The organism is Shewanella sp. YLB-07 (assembly GCF_009377275.1).
In genome coordinates this window covers 1-22,923 of sequence record NZ_VOQB01000019.1, presented here as the reverse complement: position 1 = coordinate 22,923, position 22,923 = coordinate 1, and the positions used below count along the sequence as shown (strand labels likewise).

At 44.8% G+C, this 22,923-nt stretch carries 21 protein-coding genes; 13 read left to right on the top strand and 8 right to left on the bottom strand.

Features of this window, described 5'->3' with window-relative positions:
* Window positions 1-6: 6 nt before the first annotated feature.
* The 12 genes from FS373_RS28060 to cyoE all read left to right on the top strand — a co-directional run bounded on the left by FS373_RS28060 (window position 7) and on the right by cyoE (window position 14,031).
* On the top strand, window positions 7-435 hold the full coding sequence (locus FS373_RS28060) for a F0F1 ATP synthase subunit epsilon (RefSeq protein WP_144048721.1): 429 nt from the start codon (window positions 7-9) through the stop codon (window positions 433-435).
* A gap of 307 nt (window positions 436-742) precedes the next feature.
* Window positions 743-1,099, top strand: a complete 357-nt coding sequence (locus FS373_RS28055) for a DsrE/DsrF/TusD sulfur relay family protein (protein ID WP_144048720.1) — start codon at window positions 743-745, stop codon at window positions 1,097-1,099.
* A gap of 284 nt (window positions 1,100-1,383) precedes the next feature.
* Entirely contained in the window at window positions 1,384-2,766 is a 1,383-nt protein-coding gene (gene glmU / locus FS373_RS28050) for a bifunctional UDP-N-acetylglucosamine diphosphorylase/glucosamine-1-phosphate N-acetyltransferase GlmU (protein WP_144048719.1), read from the top strand.
* Between the two features lie 531 nt (window positions 2,767-3,297).
* Window positions 3,298-5,445, top strand: a complete 2,148-nt coding sequence (locus FS373_RS28045; protein WP_144048718.1) for a TonB-dependent siderophore receptor — start codon at window positions 3,298-3,300, stop codon at window positions 5,443-5,445.
* Between the two features lie 195 nt (window positions 5,446-5,640).
* On the top strand, window positions 5,641-6,411 hold the full coding sequence (locus FS373_RS28040; protein ID WP_144048717.1) for a DeoR/GlpR family DNA-binding transcription regulator: 771 nt from the start codon (window positions 5,641-5,643) through the stop codon (window positions 6,409-6,411).
* A 52-nt stretch (window positions 6,412-6,463) separates the two neighbouring features.
* Complete coding sequence (gene glmS, locus FS373_RS28035) at window positions 6,464-8,293, top strand: glutamine--fructose-6-phosphate transaminase (isomerizing) (RefSeq protein ID WP_144048716.1); 1,830 nt, start codon at window positions 6,464-6,466, stop codon at window positions 8,291-8,293.
* A gap of 374 nt (window positions 8,294-8,667) precedes the next feature.
* On the top strand, window positions 8,668-9,054 hold the full coding sequence (locus tag FS373_RS28030; protein WP_144048715.1) for a hypothetical protein: 387 nt from the start codon (window positions 8,668-8,670) through the stop codon (window positions 9,052-9,054).
* Window positions 9,055-9,242: 188 nt separating this feature from the next.
* A complete protein-coding gene (gene cyoA / locus FS373_RS28025) occupies window positions 9,243-10,145 on the top strand; it encodes a ubiquinol oxidase subunit II (RefSeq protein WP_144048714.1) in 903 nt (300 codons plus the stop codon).
* A 2-nt stretch (window positions 10,146-10,147) separates the two neighbouring features.
* A complete protein-coding gene (gene cyoB, locus FS373_RS28020; RefSeq protein WP_144048713.1) occupies window positions 10,148-12,133 on the top strand; it encodes a cytochrome o ubiquinol oxidase subunit I in 1,986 nt (661 codons plus the stop codon).
* Window positions 12,130-12,753 (top strand): cytochrome o ubiquinol oxidase subunit III, encoded by a 624-nt coding sequence (gene cyoC / locus FS373_RS28015; protein WP_144048712.1) that lies wholly within the window; start codon window positions 12,130-12,132, stop codon window positions 12,751-12,753. Before cyoB ends, cyoC begins: the two co-directional genes overlap by 4 nt.
* A complete protein-coding gene (gene cyoD, locus FS373_RS28010; RefSeq protein ID WP_144048711.1) occupies window positions 12,753-13,088 on the top strand; it encodes a cytochrome o ubiquinol oxidase subunit IV in 336 nt (111 codons plus the stop codon). The genes cyoC and cyoD overlap by 1 nt, the downstream gene beginning before the upstream one ends.
* Window positions 13,089-13,098: 10 nt before the next feature.
* Window positions 13,099-14,031 carry a heme o synthase gene (cyoE, locus tag FS373_RS28005; RefSeq protein ID WP_144048710.1) on the top strand — a complete coding sequence of 311 codons (933 nt, stop codon included), beginning with the start codon at window positions 13,099-13,101 and terminating at the stop codon, window positions 14,029-14,031.
* A 403-nt stretch (window positions 14,032-14,434) separates the two neighbouring features.
* Here the strand turns inward: cyoE and FS373_RS28000 are convergent, their stop codons facing one another.
* The 8 genes from FS373_RS28000 to FS373_RS27965 form a co-directional block, all read right to left on the bottom strand.
* A complete protein-coding gene (locus FS373_RS28000) occupies window positions 14,435-14,737 on the bottom strand; it encodes a hypothetical protein (protein WP_144048709.1) in 303 nt (100 codons plus the stop codon).
* Window positions 14,738-14,841: 104 nt separating this feature from the next.
* Window positions 14,842-15,591: a phosphate ABC transporter ATP-binding protein PstB gene (gene pstB / locus FS373_RS27995; protein ID WP_144048708.1), complete on the bottom strand. Its 750-nt coding sequence runs from the start codon at window positions 15,589-15,591 to the stop codon at window positions 14,842-14,844.
* A 14-nt stretch (window positions 15,592-15,605) separates the two neighbouring features.
* On the bottom strand, window positions 15,606-16,460 hold the full coding sequence (pstA, locus tag FS373_RS27990) for a phosphate ABC transporter permease PstA (protein WP_144048707.1): 855 nt from the start codon (window positions 16,458-16,460) through the stop codon (window positions 15,606-15,608).
* Window positions 16,460-17,365 carry a phosphate ABC transporter permease subunit PstC gene (pstC, locus tag FS373_RS27985; protein WP_144048706.1) on the bottom strand — a complete coding sequence of 302 codons (906 nt, stop codon included), beginning with the start codon at window positions 17,363-17,365 and terminating at the stop codon, window positions 16,460-16,462. The genes pstA and pstC overlap by 1 nt, the downstream gene beginning before the upstream one ends.
* A 106-nt stretch (window positions 17,366-17,471) precedes the next feature.
* Window positions 17,472-18,281 (bottom strand): phosphate ABC transporter substrate-binding protein, encoded by an 810-nt coding sequence (locus tag FS373_RS27980; protein ID WP_144048705.1) that lies wholly within the window; start codon window positions 18,279-18,281, stop codon window positions 17,472-17,474.
* 516 nt (window positions 18,282-18,797) lie between these two features.
* Entirely contained in the window at window positions 18,798-18,992 is a 195-nt protein-coding gene (locus tag FS373_RS27975; RefSeq protein ID WP_144048704.1) for a DUF2061 domain-containing protein, read from the bottom strand.
* Window positions 18,993-19,233: 241 nt separating this feature from the next.
* Window positions 19,234-20,139: a 1,4-dihydroxy-2-naphthoyl-CoA synthase gene (locus tag FS373_RS27970; protein WP_144048703.1), complete on the bottom strand. Its 906-nt coding sequence runs from the start codon at window positions 20,137-20,139 to the stop codon at window positions 19,234-19,236.
* Between the two features lie 145 nt (window positions 20,140-20,284).
* Window positions 20,285-20,638 (bottom strand): hypothetical protein, encoded by a 354-nt coding sequence (locus FS373_RS27965; protein ID WP_144048702.1) that lies wholly within the window; start codon window positions 20,636-20,638, stop codon window positions 20,285-20,287.
* A gap of 87 nt (window positions 20,639-20,725) precedes the next feature.
* Between FS373_RS27965 and ccoG the strand changes: the two genes are divergently transcribed.
* Entirely contained in the window at window positions 20,726-22,159 is a 1,434-nt protein-coding gene (ccoG, locus tag FS373_RS27960) for a cytochrome c oxidase accessory protein CcoG (RefSeq protein ID WP_144048701.1), read from the top strand.
* Window positions 22,160-22,923 lie beyond the last annotated feature (764 nt).

The window sequence follows — 22,923 nt, the reverse complement described above, 5'->3', positions numbered from 1 at the left end:
GAACCGATGGCAGCCATGACAGTACAGCTTGATATTGTAAGTGCAGAAAGCAGCATCTACTCTGGTCTTGTAGCACACTTACAAGTTACCGGTGGAGAAGGCGACCTGGGTATTATGCCTGGTCATGCACCTCTGCTTACTCATATCAAACCTGGCATGGCGCGCATCGTCAAGCAAGACGGAAAAGAAGAGGTGTTCTACCTTTCGGGTGGTATCCTGGAAGTACAACCTTCTTCTGTTTCAGTATTGGCTGACGTCGTTATGCGTGCCGATGAAATTGACGAGCAAGCAGCTGTAGAAGCTAAACGCCACGCCGAAGCCTCTATGGCCGAAGCTGGTGCAGACTTCAACTATGCAGCTGCAGCAGTTGAGTTAGCCCAGGCTATCGCTCAGTTGCGCGTTGTCGATACCATCAAGAAGAACATTGCCAGATAAGGTTATTGTTTGATAAAAAAGGCGCCTAAGGGCGCCTTTTTTGTTACTTGCTGCGCAAGCTGAAATTATTTTATAAGAGATGCTTCATTTATCGTCTTTCCGGCGCAGGCCGGAATCCATGCTTTTAGCCAACTCGTTGGTATCTGCTAGCTTACTTGTAAGTATCGAGCAGGCGTAGCCGTCGTCTTAGCCTTTTTCCCCTATAACTTCTTATTTCTTGTTTTATTAGCGTGATCTATGCTGAAACCTAACAAAGGTTTGGGTGTTACCATTTAGTCACTAATTTATGGCAAGAGTATTCCTTCCTATGCAACAGGTTTTAATTATCGTCAACGACGCACCTTACGGCTCAGAGCGGTTATTTAATGCTTTGCGTTTAGCTATTCAGCTTAATGAGCAAGAGGGGTCACCCGCTAAGGTGAGTTTGTTTCTGCTGTCTGATGCGATTACTGCTGTTCTGCCAAAACAGCTACCGGCAGAGGGCTATAATATTCAGCAAATGCTGGAGATTCTTATTGCACAAAAAAGTGAAGTTAAGTTCTGTGGATCCTGTATGCATGCCCGTGGTTTGACTGACTTGAGTGTGATTGAAGGCTGTGAAGTGGCTACTATGGATGACTTGGCACTTTGGGTACTGGCAGCGGATAAAACGTTAACCTTTTAATTTAAAAAAGGACGCTGCGCTATAAGACGTTCGCTGTGAGCTCTGTAAGTAACAGAGTGGCTAAATTATGAGAGACTTTGTCATACTTCTCTTTCTCATCTTTCTGTCTTTCCGGTGTAGGCCGGAATCCATCTGTTGGCGTCTAACAGGCTTAACTGTCGTCTTAGCCCTTGTTATGACCTTCTTCTTAGCTTTTCCCCTGCTTTTCCGTTAAAATCAGCCCACAAAAATTTCTCTCTCATTTTCTTTATTATTTTTATAAGCATTAGCTCAAGGATTACTCCATGGCATTGAACGTAGTGATTTTGGCCGCAGGCAAGGGAACCCGCATGCGCTCAGATCTTCCTAAAGTCTTACACCCTATTGCACATAAGAGCATGGTGCAGCATGTGATCGATACCGCCCATAACGTGGGCAGCGATGCGATCCAGTTAGTGTATGGCTATGGTGCGGATAAGCTACAGAGTGTCTTAGGTGAGCAGCAACTTAACTGGGTGCTTCAAGCCGAGCAGTTGGGTACAGGTCATGCAGTGGCTCAGGCAAATGCAAATATCAAGGATGACGATACCGTGCTGATCCTCTATGGTGATGTGCCGCTTATTCAGGCTAAGACACTGGAAGCTCTGCTGGCTGCAAAATCTGATAATGGTTTGGCTGTGTTGACTGTGAACCTGCCTAACCCTACAGGCTATGGCCGCATCGTTCGTACTCCTTGTGAAGGTCAAGAACTGGGCAAGGTCGTGGGTATCGTCGAGCAGAAAGATGCTAATGCGGAGCAGTTACTGATCCAAGAGGTCAATACCGGCATCATGGCGGCTCCAGGTAAGCAACTTAAAGATTGGCTTGGGCAGTTATCATCAGATAATGCCCAAGGAGAGTACTACCTGACAGATATCGTTGCTATGGCTAATAGAGACGGCGTTGCTATCACAACGGCCCAGCCAGAGTCGGCAGTCGAAGTGGAAGGCGCCAACAACCGAGTACAGCTCGCTCAGCTGGAGCGTGCCTATCAGGCTCGTGAGGCGGAGACGTTGATGTTGGCCGGTGCTAACTTGCGCGATCCTGCCCGCATCGATATTCGTGGTGAGGTGACTGTTGGCATGGATGTGATGATAGATATTAATGTCATCATTCAGGGCAAAGTCACCATAGGCAATAACGTGACTATCGGTGCCGGCGCCATTCTGATCGATTGTGAGATTGGCGATAATGCCGAGATTAAGCCTTACTCTATCGTCGAGTGTGCCAAGGTAGGCATTAAAGCCAGTGTCGGACCATTCGCACGCCTGCGCCCCGGCACAGAACTAAAAACAGATGCTCATGTTGGTAACTTCGTTGAGATTAAGAAGGCTGTGTTAGGTGAGGGCTCCAAGGCGGGTCATTTGGCCTATATCGGCGATGCCCAGATAGGTGCCGGCGTGAATATAGGCGCAGGTACTATCACTTGTAACTATGATGGTGCTAACAAGCATCTCACTATTATCGAAGATAATGTATTTGTCGGTAGCGACACTCAGCTAATTGCTCCCGTGACTATTGGTAAAGGCGCGACCTTAGGTGCAGGCTCTACTATCACAAGTGACGTTGCCGAGAATGAGTTGGTGATCACTCGGGTTAAGCAACGTCATCTGAGTGGCTGGGTTAGACCGGTAAAGAAACCTAAATAAAGAACCTAAAACACGAGTATTAACAAGCGACCTAATACCATTCCATATAAGTATCTGGTCAGTTCAGAGACTCTCAGTTTTTTCAATTCAAGGCACATTGATGAGGAAATGGTTATTCCCTTTTAAGTCAATGTAACGCAGAAGTGGAAACACTGAGAGCACTCACGCAGTGCGGGTTTCAAAGCCCTTTATGCTACGTTGAATGTTTTCGATATAGAATAACTATTAGCTAGCTTCAAATATTCGCCTTGCCTACAGTGCTTTGAACTCCCGCTGAATTATCAGATACTTATACGGAATGGTATTTGGGTCGCTTTTTTGTTTTACGGCTATTTAATTTTAGTTAAATGACTTAGCTCATCGTGATACAAAGCGATGCTTTTGTTGTGTTTTTAATTTTTATATCTTTTGTTTCTCAATTGTTTGAGCTGCATCAAGTTGTAATGTAAATACGTGTAAAGAAACTTAAATAAAAACAATTCTCATTTATATTGCTGCCAACTTTGTTTGATATCCATTTTGAGGTTGGCCATGTCACTACTTTCTCGTTCTTTTAAAGTCTCACCTATTTGTGTAGCAGTTGTCTCTGCTCTAGCTCTTGCCCCAGCTGTTGCCGATGAGACCAAGACTGAAGCAGTCTCTAGCACAAATATAGAGCGTATCTCGGTGACGGGTCGTAGCTTCAATGACTACAAAGTTGGCAGCGCTTCCGGCGCCATGCGTGGCGACATAAGCCTTATGGACACCCCACAGTCTGTAGCGGTTATTCCTGATTTTATTACCGACGAACAGCTAGCTACAAACTTATCTGAAGTATTGGTAAACGATTCTAGTGTCACAGGCGGTTCTGAGAAGTGGAACCGTCAGGTGTTCAGTATTCGTGGTTTCGAACTTTCTTCAGGTTCAGGTTACTTGATTAATGGTCAGCAGCAGTGGTCTCACTATGTACAGCCTATCGAGACCCTGCAGCAGGTCGAAGTACTAAAAGGTCCATCTAGCATGCTTTATGGTCAGTCGGGTCCTGGTGGCTTGATTAATATGGTCACTAAGAAGCCTACCTATGACACTGTTTTCGACCTTGGTTTCGATACCGATGAGCATGGCTCAACCCGTTTTCAGCTAGATGCCGGTGGCGCAATTAATGAAGCTGAGACCATTCGTTATCGTACAGTATTGGTCAAGCAGGACTCTACCTATTGGAGAGAGTACCAAGATGGCACTAACCAGGAGCGTGATCGCTGGTTAGGATATCTGAACCTTGAATTTGATATTACCGACGATCTTTTGTTATCACTTAAATACGATCACACCCAAGATAAGACAGGTATCGACCGCGGTGGTTGGTTAGATAGCAGCGGTGATTTGATCGGCGGCGAAGATATCATTTGGGATCAGCCTTGGGCCTTTACCGATAACACCATCACTAATATGGGCGCGGATATCACTTACTTCATCAGTGATGATTGGAAAATTAAAGCGGGTTATAACGAGCAGCAGTTTAATCGCCAGCGTCTGGATTCCTCTCCATCATTAATGAGTGGTTCAGAAGATCCATTTACCGATGGTTATTATGTGAGCCCATTCGATCGTTACGATGATTGGCAGCACAAGACAGGTTACGTCGACTTTGTCGGTAATTTCTCTACTGGTGGGCTAGATCACCAATTCCTGATTGGCGCTAACATGTTGGATTACTATTATGGTCAGCTAAAAGATTCTGGTGCGAAGAAACAACTTGTTATGCCAGGGCAACCATTGCCTAAGCCGGATCTTGATTACAATAATGATGAGACTCTTTACGAGAGCGAATACAAGCATTATGGTTTCTATATTCAGGATTTGATCACCATTAATGATGAGTGGCAGGTATTGGCAGGTGTTCGCTATGACGAGCAGAAGAAAGAGGGGGCTGGTAACAATAGCTACGCCGTATCACCTAAGTTTGGTGTTATCTATTCGCCGGCGGCAAACGGCAGCATCTATGTCAATTACTCTAAGAGTTTCACCCCGCAGGGTATCGTTAACAACGATGAAGATGCTAGCAATGGTATGAATCTTGACCCTGAATACGGTGAACAGTATGAGATCGGTACTAAGTGGGAGTTGTTTGACGGTAGCCTATTACTAACTGGTGCTATATTTGATATCACGGTATCAAATGTTACGGTTCAGCAGGAACTTGAAACCCCTGATCCTGAAGGTAATATCTACATGACTACTCAGGAAGGTGAGCAACGTCATAAAGGTTTTGAGATGGGCGCTCAAGGTCAGGTCAGTGATAACTGGTTTATGACAGGTTCTATGATGTATCTAGATGCTGAGTACGTCACAAGCACCAGCGATAAGAAAAACTTAGATGGCATGACTCCGGTCGATGCCCCTGAATGGTCGGCTAACATCTGGACCCGTTATGAGATGACAGATAACCTGGCACTTAACTTCGGTGCCATCTATGTGGGTGAGCGTTTCGCTAATACAAGCAATACAGTGACTAAAGATGGTTACGTACGTTTCGACATGGGCGCAGCATACACCATGGATGTGATGGGCAGCGATGTCAGTGTTCGCTTAAATGTTAAGAATCTATTCGATGAAGAATATCTGGCCGGCGGTACAACTACCGATGTAACTGTTGGCGAGGGACGTCACTTCGGTCTGGCGTTAGAAGCTAAGTTCTAATTCTAACGTAAACGCTAAGCTTACATTTAATAGGAAGGCAGCCAAGTGGCTGCCTTTTTCATTTATGGGGCTTTCGAGCATCAGTTATGAATAAAATACAATCGAATTAGTTGACTATAATTTGTCTAATTAATTGCAAATATGTTTCGTTTGTCTATAATCCTGCTTTCGAAACGAAACTTAAGTGAAACTTTAATGACTAAACGTAATACTCAGCAGCGACGTCATACCATAATCACCCTCTTAAATGAGAATGGTGAGGTGAGTGTCGATGAGCTGGCATTACGTTTCGAAACGTCTGAAGTCACTATTCGTAAAGATCTCAGCGTATTAGAAAAAACGGGCCTGTTACTACGTCGCTATGGTGGTGCCGTTTCGGTTCCTAGAGAGATGACTCAAGTTGCTACCGAATCGATATCCATGAACAAGCAGAGTATTGCTAAGGCTGCAGCCAGACTGATTAAAGATCACAATCGCATCATCATAGATAGCGGTAGTACTACCTCGGGTCTAGTTCAAGAGCTAGGCAGCAAACGAGGTTTGGTGGTGATGACTAATGCCCTGCAACTTGCCTGTGCTATCCACGAGTTAGAGCATGAGCCGACGCTCTTGATGACGGGCGGAACCTGGGATCCTCATTCTGAATCTTTTCAGGGCCAGGTTGCCGAACAGGTATTACGCTCCTATAACTTCGATCAACTCTTTATCGGTGCCGATGGTATAGATATCGAGCGTGGGACCACGACTTTCAATGAGTTAACTGGGCTTAGTAAGGTGATGGCCGAAGTTTCTCGTGAAGTCATCGTTATGCTTGAGTCCGATAAGATAGGCAGACGCATTCCAAATCTTGAGCTGCCCTGGGGTGATATCAGCGTCATAGTCACAGATGATAAACTTCCCGATGAGGCAGCTGAAAAAATTTCCGAGCAAGGCGTACGTGTGATCGTCGCGCCTTATTCAAACTAATCCAAATTTTCGATTTTAACTTTTCAATTTATATAACACTTTAGGTATTAATATGTGCGGAATTGTTGGCGCGGTAGCGCAAAGAGATGTGGCTGAAATACTAGTCGAAGGTTTACGTCGTTTAGAGTATCGCGGCTATGATTCGGCAGGTGTTGCGGTAATTAACAATGCAGAGTTAACGAGTACTCGCCGTGTGGGTAAGGTTCAGGAACTATCTAGCGCACTAGAGGCTGCGCCTTTAAGCGGTGGAACCGGTATCGCTCACACTCGTTGGGCTACTCATGGTGAGCCCAGTGAACGCAATGCACACCCTCATCAATCACAAGGTGATATTGCGGTTGTTCATAATGGCATCATAGAAAATCACCACAAGCTGCGCGAGATGCTAAAAGGCTTAGGTTATAGCTTCGCCTCAGATACTGATACCGAAGTTATCTGTCACCTGGTTCATCACGAGCTTAAGTCACATAAGACTCTACTGGCAGCGGTTCAGGTCACGGTTAAACAGTTGGAAGGCGCCTATGGCACTGTGGTTATCGATCGCCGTGACAGTGACCGCATGATTGTCGCTCGCTCGGGTAGCCCCTTGGTTATCGGTTATGGCTTAGGTGAGAACTTTGTCGCCTCGGATCAGCTGGCACTACTTCCTGTTACCCGCTCTTTCTCATTCCTCGAAGAGGGAGATGTTGCCGAAGTGACTCGTCGCAGTGTAGATATCTATGATATCGACGGTAATGCGGTTGAGCGCGAGGTTAAAGAGTCTGAAGTGACCCATGATGCTGGTGATAAGGGCGAATACCGTCACTATATGCTCAAGGAGATCTATGAGCAGCCACTGGCCTTGAGTCGCACCATAGAAGGACGTATCGCCAATAAGCAGGTATTAGATACTGCCTTCGGTGACAATGCCGCCGAGTTCCTTAAAGATATTAAGCATGTGCAGATCATCGCCTGTGGTACTAGTTATCATGCCGGTATGGCCGCACGTTACTGGTTAGAAGATTGGGCCGGTGTTTCATGTAATGTGGAAATTGCTTCCGAGTTCCGTTACCGCAAGTCGCACATGTTCCCTAACAGCTTGTTGGTGACCATCTCTCAGTCTGGTGAGACGGCTGATACCTTAGCCGCGCTACGTCTGGCGAAAGAGATGGGTTACAAGGCCACCATGACCATATGTAACTCCGCCGGATCGTCTCTGGTACGTGAGTCTGATATGGCTTATATGATGAAAGCGGGCGCCGAGATTGGTGTTGCCTCGACTAAGGCCTTCACGGTTCAGTTAGCCGGTTTGCTTATGCTAACGGCCGTTATCGGACGTCATAATGGTATGTCCGATGATATTCAGGCTAAGATAACTCAGAGCCTGCAGTCTATGCCTGCGAAAGTAGAACAAGCACTTGGGCTAGATACTGCAATTGCCGAGCTGGCCGAAGATTTTGCCGACAAGCACCATGCACTCTTCCTTGGCCGTGGCGATCAGTACCCCATAGCCATGGAAGGGGCGCTCAAGCTCAAAGAAATCTCCTATATTCACGCCGAAGCTTATGCATCGGGTGAGCTGAAACATGGCCCATTGGCGCTTATCGACGCCGATATGCCAGTGATAGTGGTTGCACCTAATAATGAACTACTAGAAAAGCTTAAGTCGAATGTCGAAGAGGTGCGTGCTCGTGGCGGTCTGATGTATGTGTTTGCCGATGTAGACGCTGAGTTCAAATCTGATGACACCATGAAGGTGATTCCTGTGCCTCACTGTGATGAGTTTATGGCTGCACTTATCTATACTATCCCAATGCAGTTACTCTCGTATCATGTTGCCCTAATCAAAGGAACCGACGTTGACCAACCGCGTAATTTGGCGAAGTCTGTGACGGTTGAATAACGAGTGATTTTTCTCTAGTAGCATCATAAAAAACCGCCTAAATGGCGGTTTTTTTGGTTTTATCACTGACTAGATTATTCGGCTAAAAAGCGTTGACTAAAGGCGGCTGTGGTCACCTTAAGTCAGTTTTAATATATGTGTATCGTCACAGTTTTACTTATTTTGCGGGTTCAATTTGTTTGTTTTTGGTTAAATTTGAGTTGGCTGTGTGCTCTTTGTGTTTTAATTAAGGTTTATTTAATATTAAGTCAGCTTTATCAGCGGGATTTGCTTTCATTCGATAGCCTCTTCTTGCTATTCTCCGCTTCACATCACGTTCTGAATATTTTTTATTCGATCTATTTAACGATTTTAAGCCCAGTCGGACGCGTTCATTGAAATTGACTCTTTGCCAATTCCTTGTTGAAAAGTTGAACTCAGCAGCAAGGTTTTCCAATATAGGTAAGCCAAACTTAACTCTATTTCTAGGGTCAGTGTTTTTGCTGTCTCTGTCTGACGGTTTATCTGTGTCTGTTGGTGGCTATGTCGATATCAGCGAATTGGTGGCTTTGAGTGATGGTTTGTTTGCCGAATGCTTGGGGGTGAGCTTATTTAGTCTCTTGATAAATCCCTTAGTCATTGAGATTTTGTGGCGATTAATCCACCTTATTTTCAAATACCTTAACAGCTTAGGTTTAAGTAACTCCTTCCCTGTATTATCTTCTCCAGAACTAAGCTCCATCGAGCACACGGCACACGGTTGCCGCGCCCCTCCAGCATAAACTTATCTTTCTCGTTCAAAATTTAGCTATTCGCTAATTAAAGCAGATCTTTGAATTACCGATTGAGCCGACTTAGGTTGGACTCTTATGGACTTCCTGTCTGTTTTATCTGCGTTAAGCCACTACTGTACGGCTACCCAATATCTATGGATTGAGTCGTAAACTATTAAGGTTAGAGGAATCTTCCTTTGTTAATTAGAAATTTAAGTAAAGCAGCACTGGCCGCATTGACATTTATGCTGGCTGGTTGTGAAGGCGGTGTGCTGGATCCCAAGGGGCAAATTGGCATAGATGAGAAACATCTCATCATTGTGGCCACTCTCTTGATGCTGATTGTCGTTATCCCAGTTATTTTCATGACGTTATATTTTGCATGGAAATATAGGGATGGTCGTGATCACGAAATTTATGCGCCGAAATGGGCGCACTCGAAAACGATTGAAATCGTTGTCTGGGTGGTACCTATTATTATTGTCATTATATTAGGAGTCATTACCTGGACCTCTACTCATGATCTGGATCCTTATAAGCCGTTAGATCATGAAGCTACACCTATCACGGTTGAAGTCGTTTCTCTCAATTGGAAATGGCTGTTTATCTATCCTGAGTTGGGTGTTGCCTCGGTTAATGAAGTGGCTTTTCCTGCCAATGTACCGATTAATTTTAAAATCACTTCAGATACGGCAATGAATTCATTCTTCATTCCTCAGTTAGGCAGCCAAATTTACTCTATGGCTGGCATGGCGACTCAGTTACATCTGATTGCCAATGAACCTGGTACCTTCGATGGCATTTCGGCTAATTATAGTGGTGCTGGATTTGCTGATATGAAATTTAAAGCTATTGCTACACCGACAGCTAAAGACTTCGATGTCTGGGTAGCCAAGCTTAAACAGCAGGGAAAGAGACTCGATCCCCAAAGTTATCAGCAACTCGCTGAGGAAAGTAAGAATAATCCTGTCGAATATTACGGCTCAGTGAGCAAGGGTATGTTTAATCATATCGTTATGCAGTATATGCATCACGATATGGATATGGACATGTCACATCATTCTGGACATTCATCCTCTAAAAATGAGGGGGCGGAGTAATCATGTCTTTTTTCGGAAAATTAACATTAGAATCAATCCCATATGATGAACCCATCATAATGGTGACCCTAGCGGCTGTCGCTGTGATAGGGATGATCATCGTGGCTTTGATCACTAAAAATAAAAAGTGGGGCGTGTTATGGAACGACTGGTTTACCTCAGTCGATCATAAACGCTTAGGTATCATGTATATAGTGTTAGCAATGGTGATGCTTATTCGTGGCTTCTCTGATGCCATCATGATGCGTACACAGCAAGCATTAGCCACTAATGGCGCAGCGGGTTATTTACCGCCTGAGCACTATGACCAGATCTTCACGGCTCACGGAGTCATCATGATTATCTTTATGGCTATGCCATTTATGATAGGCCTGATGAACATAGTGTTGCCGTTGCAGATTGGTGCTCGCGATGTTGCCTTCCCATTCCTGAACAACTTAAGCTTTTGGCTCACCGCATCGGGTGCCCTGTTGATCAATCTCTCATTGGGCTTAGGTGAATTCGCTAAGACTGGCTGGGTAGCTTATCCGCCATTGTCTGAGCTGTCGTTCAGTCCCGGAGTTGGAGTAGATTACTATATTTGGGCCTTGCAGATATCCGGGATAGGAACGACCTTAACCGGGGTTAACTTTATCGCCACAGTGCTCAAGATGCGTGCACCTGGGATGAAGTTGATGCAGATGCCTATCTTCACCTGGACTTGTACCTGGGCCAACATTCTGATTGTGGCATCTTTCCCAATCTTAACTGCTGTGCTGGGCATGTTGACCTTAGATCGTTATTTGGGTTTCCACTTCTTTACCAATGATGGTGGCGGTAACGCCATGATGTACATCAATCTGTTTTGGGCTTGGGGTCATCCGGAAGTTTACATTCTAGTTTTACCAGCTTTTGGTATTTTCTCCGAGATCATCTCGACGTTCACTTCTAAGCGTCTGTTTGGCTATACATCTATGGTTTGGGCTAGTGGTGCCATCTCCATCTTAGGCTTTATTGTCTGGTTGCATCACTTCTTCACCATGGGGTCGAGTGCTAACGTTAACGCCTTCTTTGGTGTGATGACCATGGTCATTGCTGTGCCAACCGGAGTTAAGTTATTCAACTGGCTATTTACTATCTATCGTGGTCGTTTACGACTAACTGCACCTGTGTTGTGGACTTTAGGCTTTATGACGACTTTCACCGTAGGTGGTATGACTGGCATCTTGTTAGCCTTGCCGGGAGCTGATTTTGTATTGCATAACAGTATGTTCTTAGTCGCTCACTTCCATAACACCATCATAGGCGGTGCGGTATTTGGTTACTTCGCTGGCTTCGTTTACTGGTTCCCGAAAGTCATGGGCTTCAAGCTTAATGAACGTTTAGGTAAGTCGGCATTCTGGTGTTGGTTGGTTGGTTTCTACTTTACATTTATGCCTCTGTATGTGCTTGGCTTCTTAGGTATGACTCGTCGTGTCAACCACACTGATAACCCGGCTTGGAATTTCTGGCTTTATGTTTCTGTGGTGGGAGTCTTTATCATCTTCTCTGGCGTGATATTGCAGTTTGTACAACTGTATGTGAGTTTCCGTGATCGTGAGCAAAACCTGGATACCACAGGTGATCCATGGAATGGCCATACATTAGAGTGGTCAACCTCATCACCACCTCAGTTCTATAACTTTGCTAAGTTCCCTAAAGTGTCAGATATAGACACCTTTACCGACATGAAGGAGAAGGGTGAGGCTTATCAGCGTCATGAAAGTTATCAGCCAATCCATATGCCTAAAAATACCTCTAGCGGTATCTTAATGGCCTTAGGTATTACGGCCGCTGGTTTTGCCGCTATTTGGCACATTCTTTGGTTGGCTATCGCTGGAATGCTGGGTGCCTTCGCGGTGTTCCTGTTCCGTGCCTATAGCAATGACCATGATTATTATGTTCAACCTGATGAAATTGCCAGAATTGAAAATGCGCACTTAGATAAGGTTGCAAGGGGGCTGACATGAGTATTGCTATCCGAGCAGATTTAGAAGTTGTACAGGCTGAAGAGCATCATGACGAACATCATGATGCCAGTGGTAATACGCTATTAGGTTTTTGGATCTATCTGATGACCGATTGCATCTTGTTTGCTTCGGTTTTCGCAACCTATGCCGTGCTCTTTATGAATACCGACGGCGGTGTTTCCGGTAAAGATATTTTCGAATTGAACTTCGTCGCAATCGAAACCGCTGCACTGCTGATCAGTAGTATTACCTTTGGCTTCGCATTAATTTGCGCTAAGCACCAGAAGAGAGCTGCAACCTTGATCTGGTTGTTGATCACTTTTGTCTTAGGTTGTGCGTTTATCTCCATGGAAATCTATGAGTTCCATCATCTGATCGAACATGGTAACGGACCTCAGCGTAGTGCCTTCCTGACTGCTTTCTTCACCTTAGTTGGCATGCATGGTTTGCATGTGACTGCCGGACTTATCTGGATGGCGATCATGATGTTGGAAGTCACTAAGTCGGGTTTAAATAACCGCAGCATCACACGTTTGGGCTGCTTAAGCTTGTTCTGGCACTTCCTAGATGTGGTTTGGATCTGTGTCTTCACCGTGGTTTATTTATTGGGGATGCTGTGATGAGTCAAGCACATACAAGTGAAAGTCTTACTTCAGATGATTTCATGGCTAGCGTTAAATCTTATCTCGTAGGCTTTGTGTTATCAGTTATCTTAACCGGCATTCCATTTTGGGCGGTCATGACACATCACTTCGAGAAGCCTATAACCTTAGGTTTAGTGTTGGTGATGGCTATAGTGCAGATAGTGGTGCATTTAAAGTACTTCCTGCACTTGGACTTCTCTAAAGAAGGCAAGATCAATACATTCTCATTCCTATTCACCGCCTTGATTATTGTCATGGTCGTGGGCTTATCGGTGTGGATTATCTACGAAGCTAACGCTTTGATGATGTAGGGAAACAATCATGAATAATCAAGGTTTGAGTATGTCTGCAAAATTGAAGTCACGTCTACAAGCTTATGTTCAGGTCACTAAACCTGGCATTATCATGGGGAATCTGATTTCTGTCGCTGGTGGCTTCTTGTTAGCCGCTAAAGGCAACGTGGATTTGACCTTGATGTTTACAACCATGATTGGCTTGTCCTTGGTGGTAGCTTCGGGGTGCTCGATCAATAACTGTATCGATCGCGATATAGATGCCAAGATGCAGCGCACTCGCAATCGAGTCACAGTGACCGGGAAGCTCTCTGTGCGTGCCGTGATGATTTATGGCATAAGCTTAGGTGTCATCGGTTTTGGCATGTTGGCGATATTTACCAATAGTCTGGCGGTTCTATTTGCCGCCATTGGCTACATAGTCTATGTGGGTGTTTATAGCCTGTATATGAAGCGTCATTCCGTATATGGCACCTTAGTCGGTAGCTTCTCGGGAGCGGTGCCGCCAGTTGTTGGCTATTGCGCCGTCAGAGGTGAGATGGATGCGGGAGCTGTTATCTTGCTGCTGATGTTTAGCTTATGGCAGATGCCACACTCCTACGCCATTGCTATTTTTCGTTTCAATGATTATGCCGCCGCCAATATACCTGTGTTACCGGTGGCAGAAGGGATCACTAAGGCTAAATTGCATATCGTGCTCTATATTGCGGTATTTGCTTTAGTGGCAGCTTTACTGCCGTTGGCGGGTTATACGGGAATCGCCTTTATGGCGGTTACTTTTGCTACCAGCTTGTGGTGGCTGGCCATGGCGTTGAGAGGTTATCGCCATGGTACTAATCTGCAGAGCTGGGCACGTCAGGTGTTTGGATTTTCCATCGTGACCATTACCGCTTTGAGTGTGACCATGGCACTGGATTTTCAACCCGTTGTGCAAACACCTCTTTTTAGCTTGGTAAATTAGAGAGATGTAGCGGAATATCGAATGAAAATACCGCCTGATAGGCGGTTTTTTTTACTCTGTCGGTGAGCCCGGAGGTATTGATTGCCATAGATGATGGTGTTTCGATGCTCCATACCTGTATGGGGCGCGTTAATACCATTCCATATAAGTATCTGGTCAGTTCAGAGGCTCTCAGTTTTTTTCAATTCAAGGCACATTGATGAGGAAATGGTTATTCCCTTTTAAGTCAATGTAACACAGAAGTGGAAACACTGAGAGCCTCACGCAGTGCGGGTTTCAAAACCCTTTATGCTACGTTGAATGTTCTCGATATAGAAATAACTATTAGCTTCAAACATTCGCCTTGCCTACAGTGCTTTGAACTCCCGCTGAATGTTCAGATACTTACTCGGAATGGTATCATTTAGCTAGGGGGCTTTTTGTTTAAGCTACCCCTTTCAGCTGCACCTTTATCTTTTGATATTTTAATATCAAAATTGTCCAGTAAAAGCAGAGTATCTGCAATTGCGGCTTTCAATTTTGATGATGGTGGTAAGCCCTGTGTTCTGGCTTGTCCTAAAGATTCGCGTCGGGTAACGCACTCGAGCAATACTTCAAGGCTTTCAGTGTTATCTACAGAGATCGGTGGTAATTTCTTAGATGTTGCTTTGTTATAGATTTCGAATTCGTTTTTAAGGTGTTCCTGAACTTCTTTCATTCTTTCCATATGAATTTTGACCTTATTTGCGATAAACCCATACTTCCTAAGCTATCTCATTAGCATGATTGAAACAAGTCACCTTTATGGCGTATGAGGATATTAAATACAAGCTAACCGAACTCGCCGCTGACATAGCCTTGGGTGCGTTTGTCGTTGGGCTGATTAAACACTTGAGATGTTTCGCCGTGCTCAACGAGCTCACCCATCCAGAAGAAGGCTGTCTTGTCAGAAATTCGCTTCGCCTGGTTCATGGAGTGAGTCACAATCACTATGGTGAATTTTTTACGCAGTTCATCCATCAACTCCTCAATCTTGTGAGTGGCAATAGGATCCAGTGCGCTGGTAGGTTCATCCATCAAGATCACCTCGGGCTGCATCGAGATTGCCCTGGCAATGCAGAGACGTTGCTGCTGTCCGCCCGAGAGGCCAAATGCGGCAGAGTCCAGGCGGTCTTTAACTTCGTCCCACAGTGCTGCGCTTCGCAGCGACTCTTCAACCACAGCGTCTAATTTCCTCTTATCTTTGACCCCCTGCGCTTTTAAGCCGAAGGCGACATTTTCATAGATACTCATGGGGAAAGGATTTGGCTTTTGAAATACCATGCCGACACGCATTCTAAGCTGCTTAACGTCGACATTCGCATAGATGTCTTCTCCATCAAATTTTACGTCGCCGGTGATCTTTACCCCTTCGACCAGATCATTCATGCGGTTTAGGGTTCTGAGTAGTGTCGACTTACCGCAACCAGAAGGTCCTATAAGTGCCGTTACCTGACGTGATGGGATCTTCAACGAGATATCTTTCAGTGCCTGATTATCACCATAGAAAAGGTTAAGGTTACTCACTTCAAATTTATTCATGTTACTGGCCTTCTTTAAGATTTAATTCGCGTGGCAATAAACTTGGTTGCCAGATTCAAAATCAGAACGAGTACAATCAAGACGGTTGCGGTTGCATAAGCTTGATCCCATTCATGTTGAGTAAAAAGTTCTTGTGTCAGCTTATACAGGTGCACGGTCAAGGTGCGGCCCGAATCTAACACCGACTCGGGGATTTGAGTCACCATGCCAGCGGTTAAGAAAACCGGCGCCGATTCACCTATGACTCGACCTATGCTTAATATCACTGAAGTGACGATTCCAGGCATGGCACTGGGTAATATGAGCCGCCATATGGTGTAGATTTTTGAGCTGCCTAAGGCGTAACCGCCTTCACGATAGCTCATAGGCACAGCAAGCAAGGCTTCCTCTGTGGTACGAATGAGTACAGGTAGTATCAACATGGCTAAGGTGAGTGAGCCTGCAAGTATTGAGAAGCCTAAGCCTAAGGTGGTAACGAAGAAAGTCATACCAAATAGGCCGTATACGATAGAGGGAATACCCGCCAAAGATTCGGTACAGAAACGGATAGTCTTAACTATTTTGCTGCCTGGCTTGGCATATTCAGTAAGGTAGATGGCTGTCATTATGCCGATGGGTGCCGCTATCGCCAGAGATAACCCTACCATGTAGACCGTCGAGACTATCATGGCCCAGATCCCGGATGCTTCACCTATGCGGGTATAGGCACTGGTGATAAATTCCCAACTCACATAAGCCAGTCCATTGCTAAGAATGTGCCACACGACCCAAAGCAAGAATAGAATGGTGATTGCCGCTGAGCCCCAAATAGCGGCCAGTAATAGTTTGTCTTGAGTGTCTCTGTTGAAAATACGTTTATCTTGAAGCATTAGTAGCTCCTCTTACGGTTCAGGTATAACAGACTTGCATTGAGTAACACGATAAACACCAAGAGCACTATCCCGGTCGAGTAGAGGGCACTTCCATGAATACCTGTGGCGTAAGACATCTCCATGGCTATGTTGGCGGTCAGGGTTCTGGCTGGTTCAAGTAAGGAACCCGGCATAGCGGGAGCATTACCCATGACCATTATTATGGCCATAGTTTCGCCGATAGCGCGGGCAATACCCAGAGCCACACCCGTGAAGATACCGCTACGCGCGGCAGGAATAAGAACTTTGAATATGCTGTAGATATGGGAAGCGCCTAGTGCCAGGGCTCCTTCTTTATATACACTAGGTAGCGCGCGTAAGGAGGTTTCTGAAATCGTGATAACCGTAGGCAAAATCATTATTGCCAGTACTATGATCCCGGCCAGAATTGTATTACCAGCCGGAATATTAAAAAGAGTCTCTATGGTAGGCACTATGATAACCAGGCCAAAAAAACCATAAACGACTGATGGAATACCCGCAAGCAGCTCTACTGCAGGCCTAACGATATTGGCCAGCCATCTTGGGGCGAGTTCTGCGAGAAAAACAGCCGTAAGAATCGCAATCGGAACACCTATAATCACAGCGCCAGCCGTAGAGATAAGCGTGGCGACGATCATAGGGAATATGCCATATAGGGCTGGTGGTAACCACTCTCTGCCGAGGACCATATCTAGCACACCAGCTTGGTTAAAGGCGGGTAATCCTTCTTGAAAGACAAACCAACCTATGGTCGCTACAGAGACTACGCCAACCATAGCGCTGGCAAGAAAGAGTAGATGAAAGAATAGTTCCTTCCAATCATATTTTTTTGCAGGAGCGAGCTCTAGTCCTGTGGTACGGACTTTACTTGCTGTATTCATCACTTTGCCTCGGGAGCTGATGTTTCGTCTATTTGAGAGATAAATTTATATAAAAGAATTCAAGCAGCAAAGAGGAGCTAGGCTCCTCTGTGTCTTTATCCGCTCATTACTGAACTCGGATATAGCCCTCTTCGGCAACTATGCTCTGTCCATCTTCAGATAGTATGTAGTTAACGAAATCCTGAGCATTGATATGCGCATTTTTATCTATTAACACAATGAATGGACGAGCAATTTGATAGTCACCAGCCGCAATACTGGTATCTGTTGCGGCAATACCGTTTACATCCAGGGCGCGAAGCGAGTCGTCTATACTGCCCAATGAGATGTAACCTATGGCGTATGGGTTATTGGCAACAATAGTCTTGATCATACCGTTACCATTACCAACTTGGGCCCTAGGTGAGATAGCCGTGACTTTATGGCCATTAACGGTTCGTTGAAGTTTCATTATCTCTTCGAAAGCACCACGAGTGCCGGACCCATTCTCTCGAGTGACAACGACAATGGGTTTAGCTTCGCCGCCAACTTCACTCCAGTTGCTAATTTCACCACGATAGATCTTCGAGATCTGTGCTTGAGTCAGGTTTTTTACTGGGTTGGCATTGTTGACTGCCGCAGCAATTCCGTCTCTAGCGATGACAATCTCTTTAGTATCAGAGTTCAATTCACTCTGTTTAACATTACGGGATGACATTCCTATCATGCTGGTGCCGTCTTTAGCTGCACGGATGCCGGCGGAAGAACCGGTACTCTGCACTTCAATATTCTTGTTCGCTACTTTTTGATAGTTTTCGGCGAGGACTTCCATCACATGTGCAACAGAGGTCGAACCCGATACCGTCACTGTGCTTGCCTGAGCAAGTGGTGCTGTCAATAAGCTAACAGCGGCTAATAAACCAATAACTTTTTTCATCACAAGTTCCACTCTTATTAAGTCGTCATACAAGTTCAAATTAGGACTTCCTCTCTTGGAAGCAAGCGCATTAAGACAGACTTATATGACAGCTAAGTTACAGTGTCTTCGGTGGGGCTTTAGTCATGGCAAGGTGAGGAATTCAGTTGATCGTTTTTTGTTGCGCACTTGTGGGTTTCACTCTTCTTGTATCGATTTTTATACGAAGAGTTCTTAAGGTTAGATGTGAAGCCTTGAGTCAATGACTATGGGAGGTTAGAGCTAGTTTTGAGACCATATATAGGTATGTTTCTCGTGGCCTTTATATCGGGTTAAGCTTATTTTAAGTTTGGCTGTGGAATTTGTTAACAAGTCTTTTTAGCTACTAATTGATAAAATTTTTGTGAAGCTTTTATGACAAGAGTTTGATTCACTATCTAATGATGGCGTTGGTTAAACTTGCCATCAGCATGACTACTCGTTAGCTGACAGAAACAAGTTAATAGTCGCCGATAGGCTTGCTCAAAGATTAGTAATCTAGTTTACGAGTAAGCTTTCTTGTTGCTGCTCTATTTTTTTCCATACTTTTTCATGGAAGTAAAAAACAACGGTATTAACAGCAGGCTCGATTAAGGCGATGGCTCCACCTAAGATTACGCTACCGGTTAGCAGGTAAGTAACAGTAAATGCGACTGTGAAGTGTAAAATGGCAAAGGTGAATGTTTTAGTCATGGTGAGAGCCTCTCGGTAATATTTAACTAAATGATAATCGTTATCATCTGTGTAATAAAGAGGATTCCCTAGATAAGCTTAATTATATTTACCGATTAGAATTTGGTTTTAACGTTTGTTCTGTCGATTTTGTGGATAGGCTAAATGATGGCCTTGGCTGGAAAATAAAAGAGCCATCGATAACTACGGCTCTATTTAGATAAAAAAATTGCTCGCTTACTCACATTAGAATAAAGAGGTGCTAGTAGTGCCAGGGGAACTTACTGAAGTCTTGATCGCGTTTCTCGAGGAAGGCATCTCTTCCTTCTTTCGCTTCTTCGCTTGCATAGGCTAAACGTGTGGCTTCTCCGGCAAAGAGTTGCTGTCCGACCAGACCGTCATCAGCCATGTTGAAGCCATATTTCAGCATGCGCATCGCCGTCGGCGATTTAGAGTTGATCTCTCTCGCCCAATTTAGCGCTTCAGTTTCAAGTTCGGCATGAGGGATAGAGCGGTTAACCATGCCCATATCGAAGGCTTCATCTGCGCTGTAGTTAAAGCCAAGGAAGAAAATTTCTCGAGCACGTTTCTGACCTATCATCTTCGCCAGATAGGCGCTGCCATAACCTGAGTCGAAACTTCCCACATCTGGATCTGTCTGTTTAAAGATGGCATGTTCTTTCGAAGCCAGAGTCAGGTCGCAAACGACATGCAGACTATGACCCCCGCCCACGGCCCATCCTGGAACGACTGCAATAACCACCTTAGGCATGAAGCGGATTAAACGCTGAACTTCGAGTATGTGTAAACGACCCATACGTGCAGGATCCGGTTTACCTTCTTCGACACCTTCATATTTATAGCCGTCTTTACCGCGAATACGCTGATCCCCACCGGCGCAAAAGGCCCAACCTCCATCTTTAGCCGAAGGACCATTGCCTGTAAGCAGAACACAGCCAACATCAGACCACTGCCTTGCGTGATCCAGCGCGATATAGAGTTCATCGACGGTTTTAGGCCTGAAAGAGTTCCGGCACTCAGGACGGTTAATTGCAACTCGTACCGTTCCTTGATCTTTGGCCCTATGGTAAGTAATATCTTCGAAATCGAATCCGGAAACCTGTTCCCACAGAGTGGGATCAAATATGTCTGAAACCTGCTGGGTCATTGCTATAGCCTTTTCAACGTTATACCTAATGGCATTTGTGTCCAAAGGCTAGGCGGAAAGCGAACCTAGGTCAATGATAGGCAGAGATAAATGCCGTTTGAACCTAGAATCATGAATAAAGCTATTGGGAATTATTTGATAGGGATTATCTGAGCTTGTCGCAGATATATTGCAGGTTATCCCGGCTTAAACTCTCGTGTCTTGGGGCTGAGCCACTACAATATTCATCTTTAAATGATTGAACGCTGTATTCGGATTCCAATATATCATCGAGCGCTCCGAGCTCCCCGGTAGACATGCGTTGGGATATCTCTTTCTTGAGTTGAGATGTCTTATTATCCACCCTGATTATCTTAGTGCCTCTCATGGCATCTAGCTTGCGTTCTATCTTCTGCAGAAGGGCATCTGTCTGTGCCATTGGTTCATCTAACTTATTGGTCTCTGTTGCCAGGTAATACAGCACACCAGCTCCTAACCCTAATATTATCCAGCCTCTCATTTTTAAATCCAACTTTGTTTATTAGATGTACTATAGGGGTATAATAAGCTAATTTTCGTGCAAGATTAAAGCGGTAAGGTTACAAAGATGAGCGCAGACTCTAATAATAAGGATTATTCTAAGGCTAAGCGGATTAAAATCCACCAACCGGATGCTAGTAAAGCAGATAGGTTTAACCCCCGCAATAGAATTTACGTTAGAGCTATCAACGGCCTGTGGACTAAGCTCAGGAGAAGACTAGGTTGGATTACCATGTCATTTTTTCTCATACTTCCCTGGATCCCTTGGGGGAACCGTCAGGCGGTGTGGTTTAATCTGGCTGAGCAGAAATTTCACATATTTGGACTCACCATCTGGCCGCAAGATCTGACACTCCTGGCTGCACTATTTACTATAGCCGCATTCGCACTCTTTTTCGTGACGACTTACCTCGGCCGGGTTTGGTGTGGGTTCACCTGCCCGCAGACTGTTTGGACCTTTATCTTTATCTGGTTCGAAGAGAAGTTGGAGGGAGCGAGAAATAAACGTATGAAGTTAGATCAGTTGCCCTGGAATTTTAATAAACTATGGCGCAAGGCTGCTAAGCATACGGCATGGATTGCGATATCCCTATTGACGGCAATGACCTTCGTCTCTTACTTCGTTCCGAGTAGAGAGGTATATATAGAAGTCTTTACCCTGAATGCAACTGGGGGCATCTATTTCTGGGTGGCACTCTTTACCTTAGCTACCTATGGTAATGCCGGCTGGATGCGAGAGATCATGTGTATTCATATGTGTCCCTATGCTCGTTTTCAGGCGGTGATGTTTGATAAGAACACCTTTATAGTCGGTTACGATACTAAGAGAGGCGAGACCCGTGGTCCTAGATCTCGTAAGGCTGATCCAAAAGAACTTGGTTTAGGTGACTGTATCGATTGTGATCTGTGCGTTCAGGTTTGTCCGACAGGAATCGACATTAGGAACGGTCTGCAGTATGAGTGTATTAACTGTGGTGCCTGTATCGATGCATGTGACAATACCATGGATAGAATGGGATATAAGAAAGGCTTAATCTCATATACCACAGAGAATAAGCTCGAGGGTATTAAAGAGAAGGTTCTTAGGCCTAAATTAGTCGGCTATGGTGTAGTGTTAGCGGCGATGATATTGGTCTTTGTCTATGCCAGTGCAACCATAGCGCCAATTAGAATTGATATCATCCGAGATCGTAACCAGTTATTCAGGGAGAATAACGATGGACTGATCGAGAATACCTTTACTATAAAGATCCTCAATAAAACCGAACAAGCCCATGAATATAAATTGTCGGTGCAAGGTCTACCTGAGTATCAATGGTTTGGTCCACAGCAAGTCAAAGTCGCTGCGGGGGAAGTGTTAACCTTGCCTATCAGTGTAGCTGTCGACCCTGTAGAGCTTTCACATCCCATGATCAAAATTGATTTCAAGGTTACGACGACAAATACCGCAGACAATGAGTTAATAGAAGCAACGCAGGAGTCTCGCTTCTTTAGCCAATAGTATTAGCTAATACTATAAGCACTACTCGCTAAATCAATAGCGAGTAAAGATCAAATAAAAGGAGCTAAGGCTCCTTTTTGGTTTATATAGTCCGTTACAAGCCCATATTTGTAGCTTAAGTAAGCTCATCGTCCGTAAAACACCCACTCGGAAGTTATTAGCTAATTTTCTTAAGTTTAGCCCTTGTGCTCACATCGAAACTCCCTATAATGCGCATCCACTGACACGGCAAACCAGTCTTCTTAAACGAAGCTGAAACGCAGTCAGGGCAATAAGTAAGCAGTTGAAATTAATTTTTTAAAAGCCCTTGACGCCAACCACGGAGAGTGTAGAATACGCCTCCCTAGCCAAGACGAATAGCCTTGGTCAGTAAGTAAAAGCCTTCGACCTAGCGTCAACGGCGGTGCTACTTAGCGCCAAGTTCTTTAACAATTCAAAACAAGAAATCTGTGTGGGCACTCACAGGTGTTGAGTTATTCGAAATTGCTTCACTCTTTCTAGTAAAGGATGAGCAATCAAAAATTTAACTCGATGAACCACTGAGTGACCATAGCAACTTTGGTTTCTACTTTCTTACTCTCACGAGCAAGCAAAGTAAATTCAAAGAAGCAAAATATGTAAGCTTCATTAACTTTCGGGTTAGTGAAAAACAGTATAATTCATTGAGCCGATGTCATCTTCGAAAGAGGATGCATCAAAAGAACTTTAATTGAAGAGTTTGATCATGGCTCAGATTGAACGCTGGCGGCAGGCCTAACACATGC

Coding starts and splice junctions, on each gene's coding strand:
- cyoC (WP_144048712.1), top strand. CDS start 12,130: ATGAGTATTGCTATCCGAGCAGATTTAGAAGTTGTACAGGCTGAAGAG.
- cyoB (WP_144048713.1), top strand. CDS start 10,148: ATGTCTTTTTTCGGAAAATTAACATTAGAATCAATCCCATATGATGAA.
- FS373_RS28045 (WP_144048718.1), top strand. CDS start 3,298: ATGTCACTACTTTCTCGTTCTTTTAAAGTCTCACCTATTTGTGTAGCA.
- pstB (WP_144048708.1), bottom strand. CDS start 15,591: ATGAATAAATTTGAAGTGAGTAACCTTAACCTTTTCTATGGTGATAAT.
- cyoE (WP_144048710.1), top strand. CDS start 13,099: ATGAATAATCAAGGTTTGAGTATGTCTGCAAAATTGAAGTCACGTCTA.
- pstA (WP_144048707.1), bottom strand. CDS start 16,460: ATGCTTCAAGATAAACGTATTTTCAACAGAGACACTCAAGACAAACTA.
- FS373_RS28060 (WP_144048721.1), top strand. CDS start 7: ATGGCAGCCATGACAGTACAGCTTGATATTGTAAGTGCAGAAAGCAGC.
- cyoD (WP_144048711.1), top strand. CDS start 12,753: ATGAGTCAAGCACATACAAGTGAAAGTCTTACTTCAGATGATTTCATG.
- FS373_RS28000 (WP_144048709.1), bottom strand. CDS start 14,737: ATGGAAAGAATGAAAGAAGTTCAGGAACACCTTAAAAACGAATTCGAA.
- FS373_RS27965 (WP_144048702.1), bottom strand. CDS start 20,638: ATGAGAGGCTGGATAATATTAGGGTTAGGAGCTGGTGTGCTGTATTAC.
- ccoG (WP_144048701.1), top strand. CDS start 20,726: ATGAGCGCAGACTCTAATAATAAGGATTATTCTAAGGCTAAGCGGATT.
- pstC (WP_144048706.1), bottom strand. CDS start 17,365: ATGAATACAGCAAGTAAAGTCCGTACCACAGGACTAGAGCTCGCTCCT.
- FS373_RS27980 (WP_144048705.1), bottom strand. CDS start 18,281: ATGAAAAAAGTTATTGGTTTATTAGCCGCTGTTAGCTTATTGACAGCA.
- FS373_RS28040 (WP_144048717.1), top strand. CDS start 5,641: ATGACTAAACGTAATACTCAGCAGCGACGTCATACCATAATCACCCTC.
- FS373_RS27970 (WP_144048703.1), bottom strand. CDS start 20,139: ATGACCCAGCAGGTTTCAGACATATTTGATCCCACTCTGTGGGAACAG.
- glmS (WP_144048716.1), top strand. CDS start 6,464: ATGTGCGGAATTGTTGGCGCGGTAGCGCAAAGAGATGTGGCTGAAATA.
- FS373_RS27975 (WP_144048704.1), bottom strand. CDS start 18,992: ATGACTAAAACATTCACCTTTGCCATTTTACACTTCACAGTCGCATTT.
- FS373_RS28055 (WP_144048720.1), top strand. CDS start 743: ATGCAACAGGTTTTAATTATCGTCAACGACGCACCTTACGGCTCAGAG.
- glmU (WP_144048719.1), top strand. CDS start 1,384: ATGGCATTGAACGTAGTGATTTTGGCCGCAGGCAAGGGAACCCGCATG.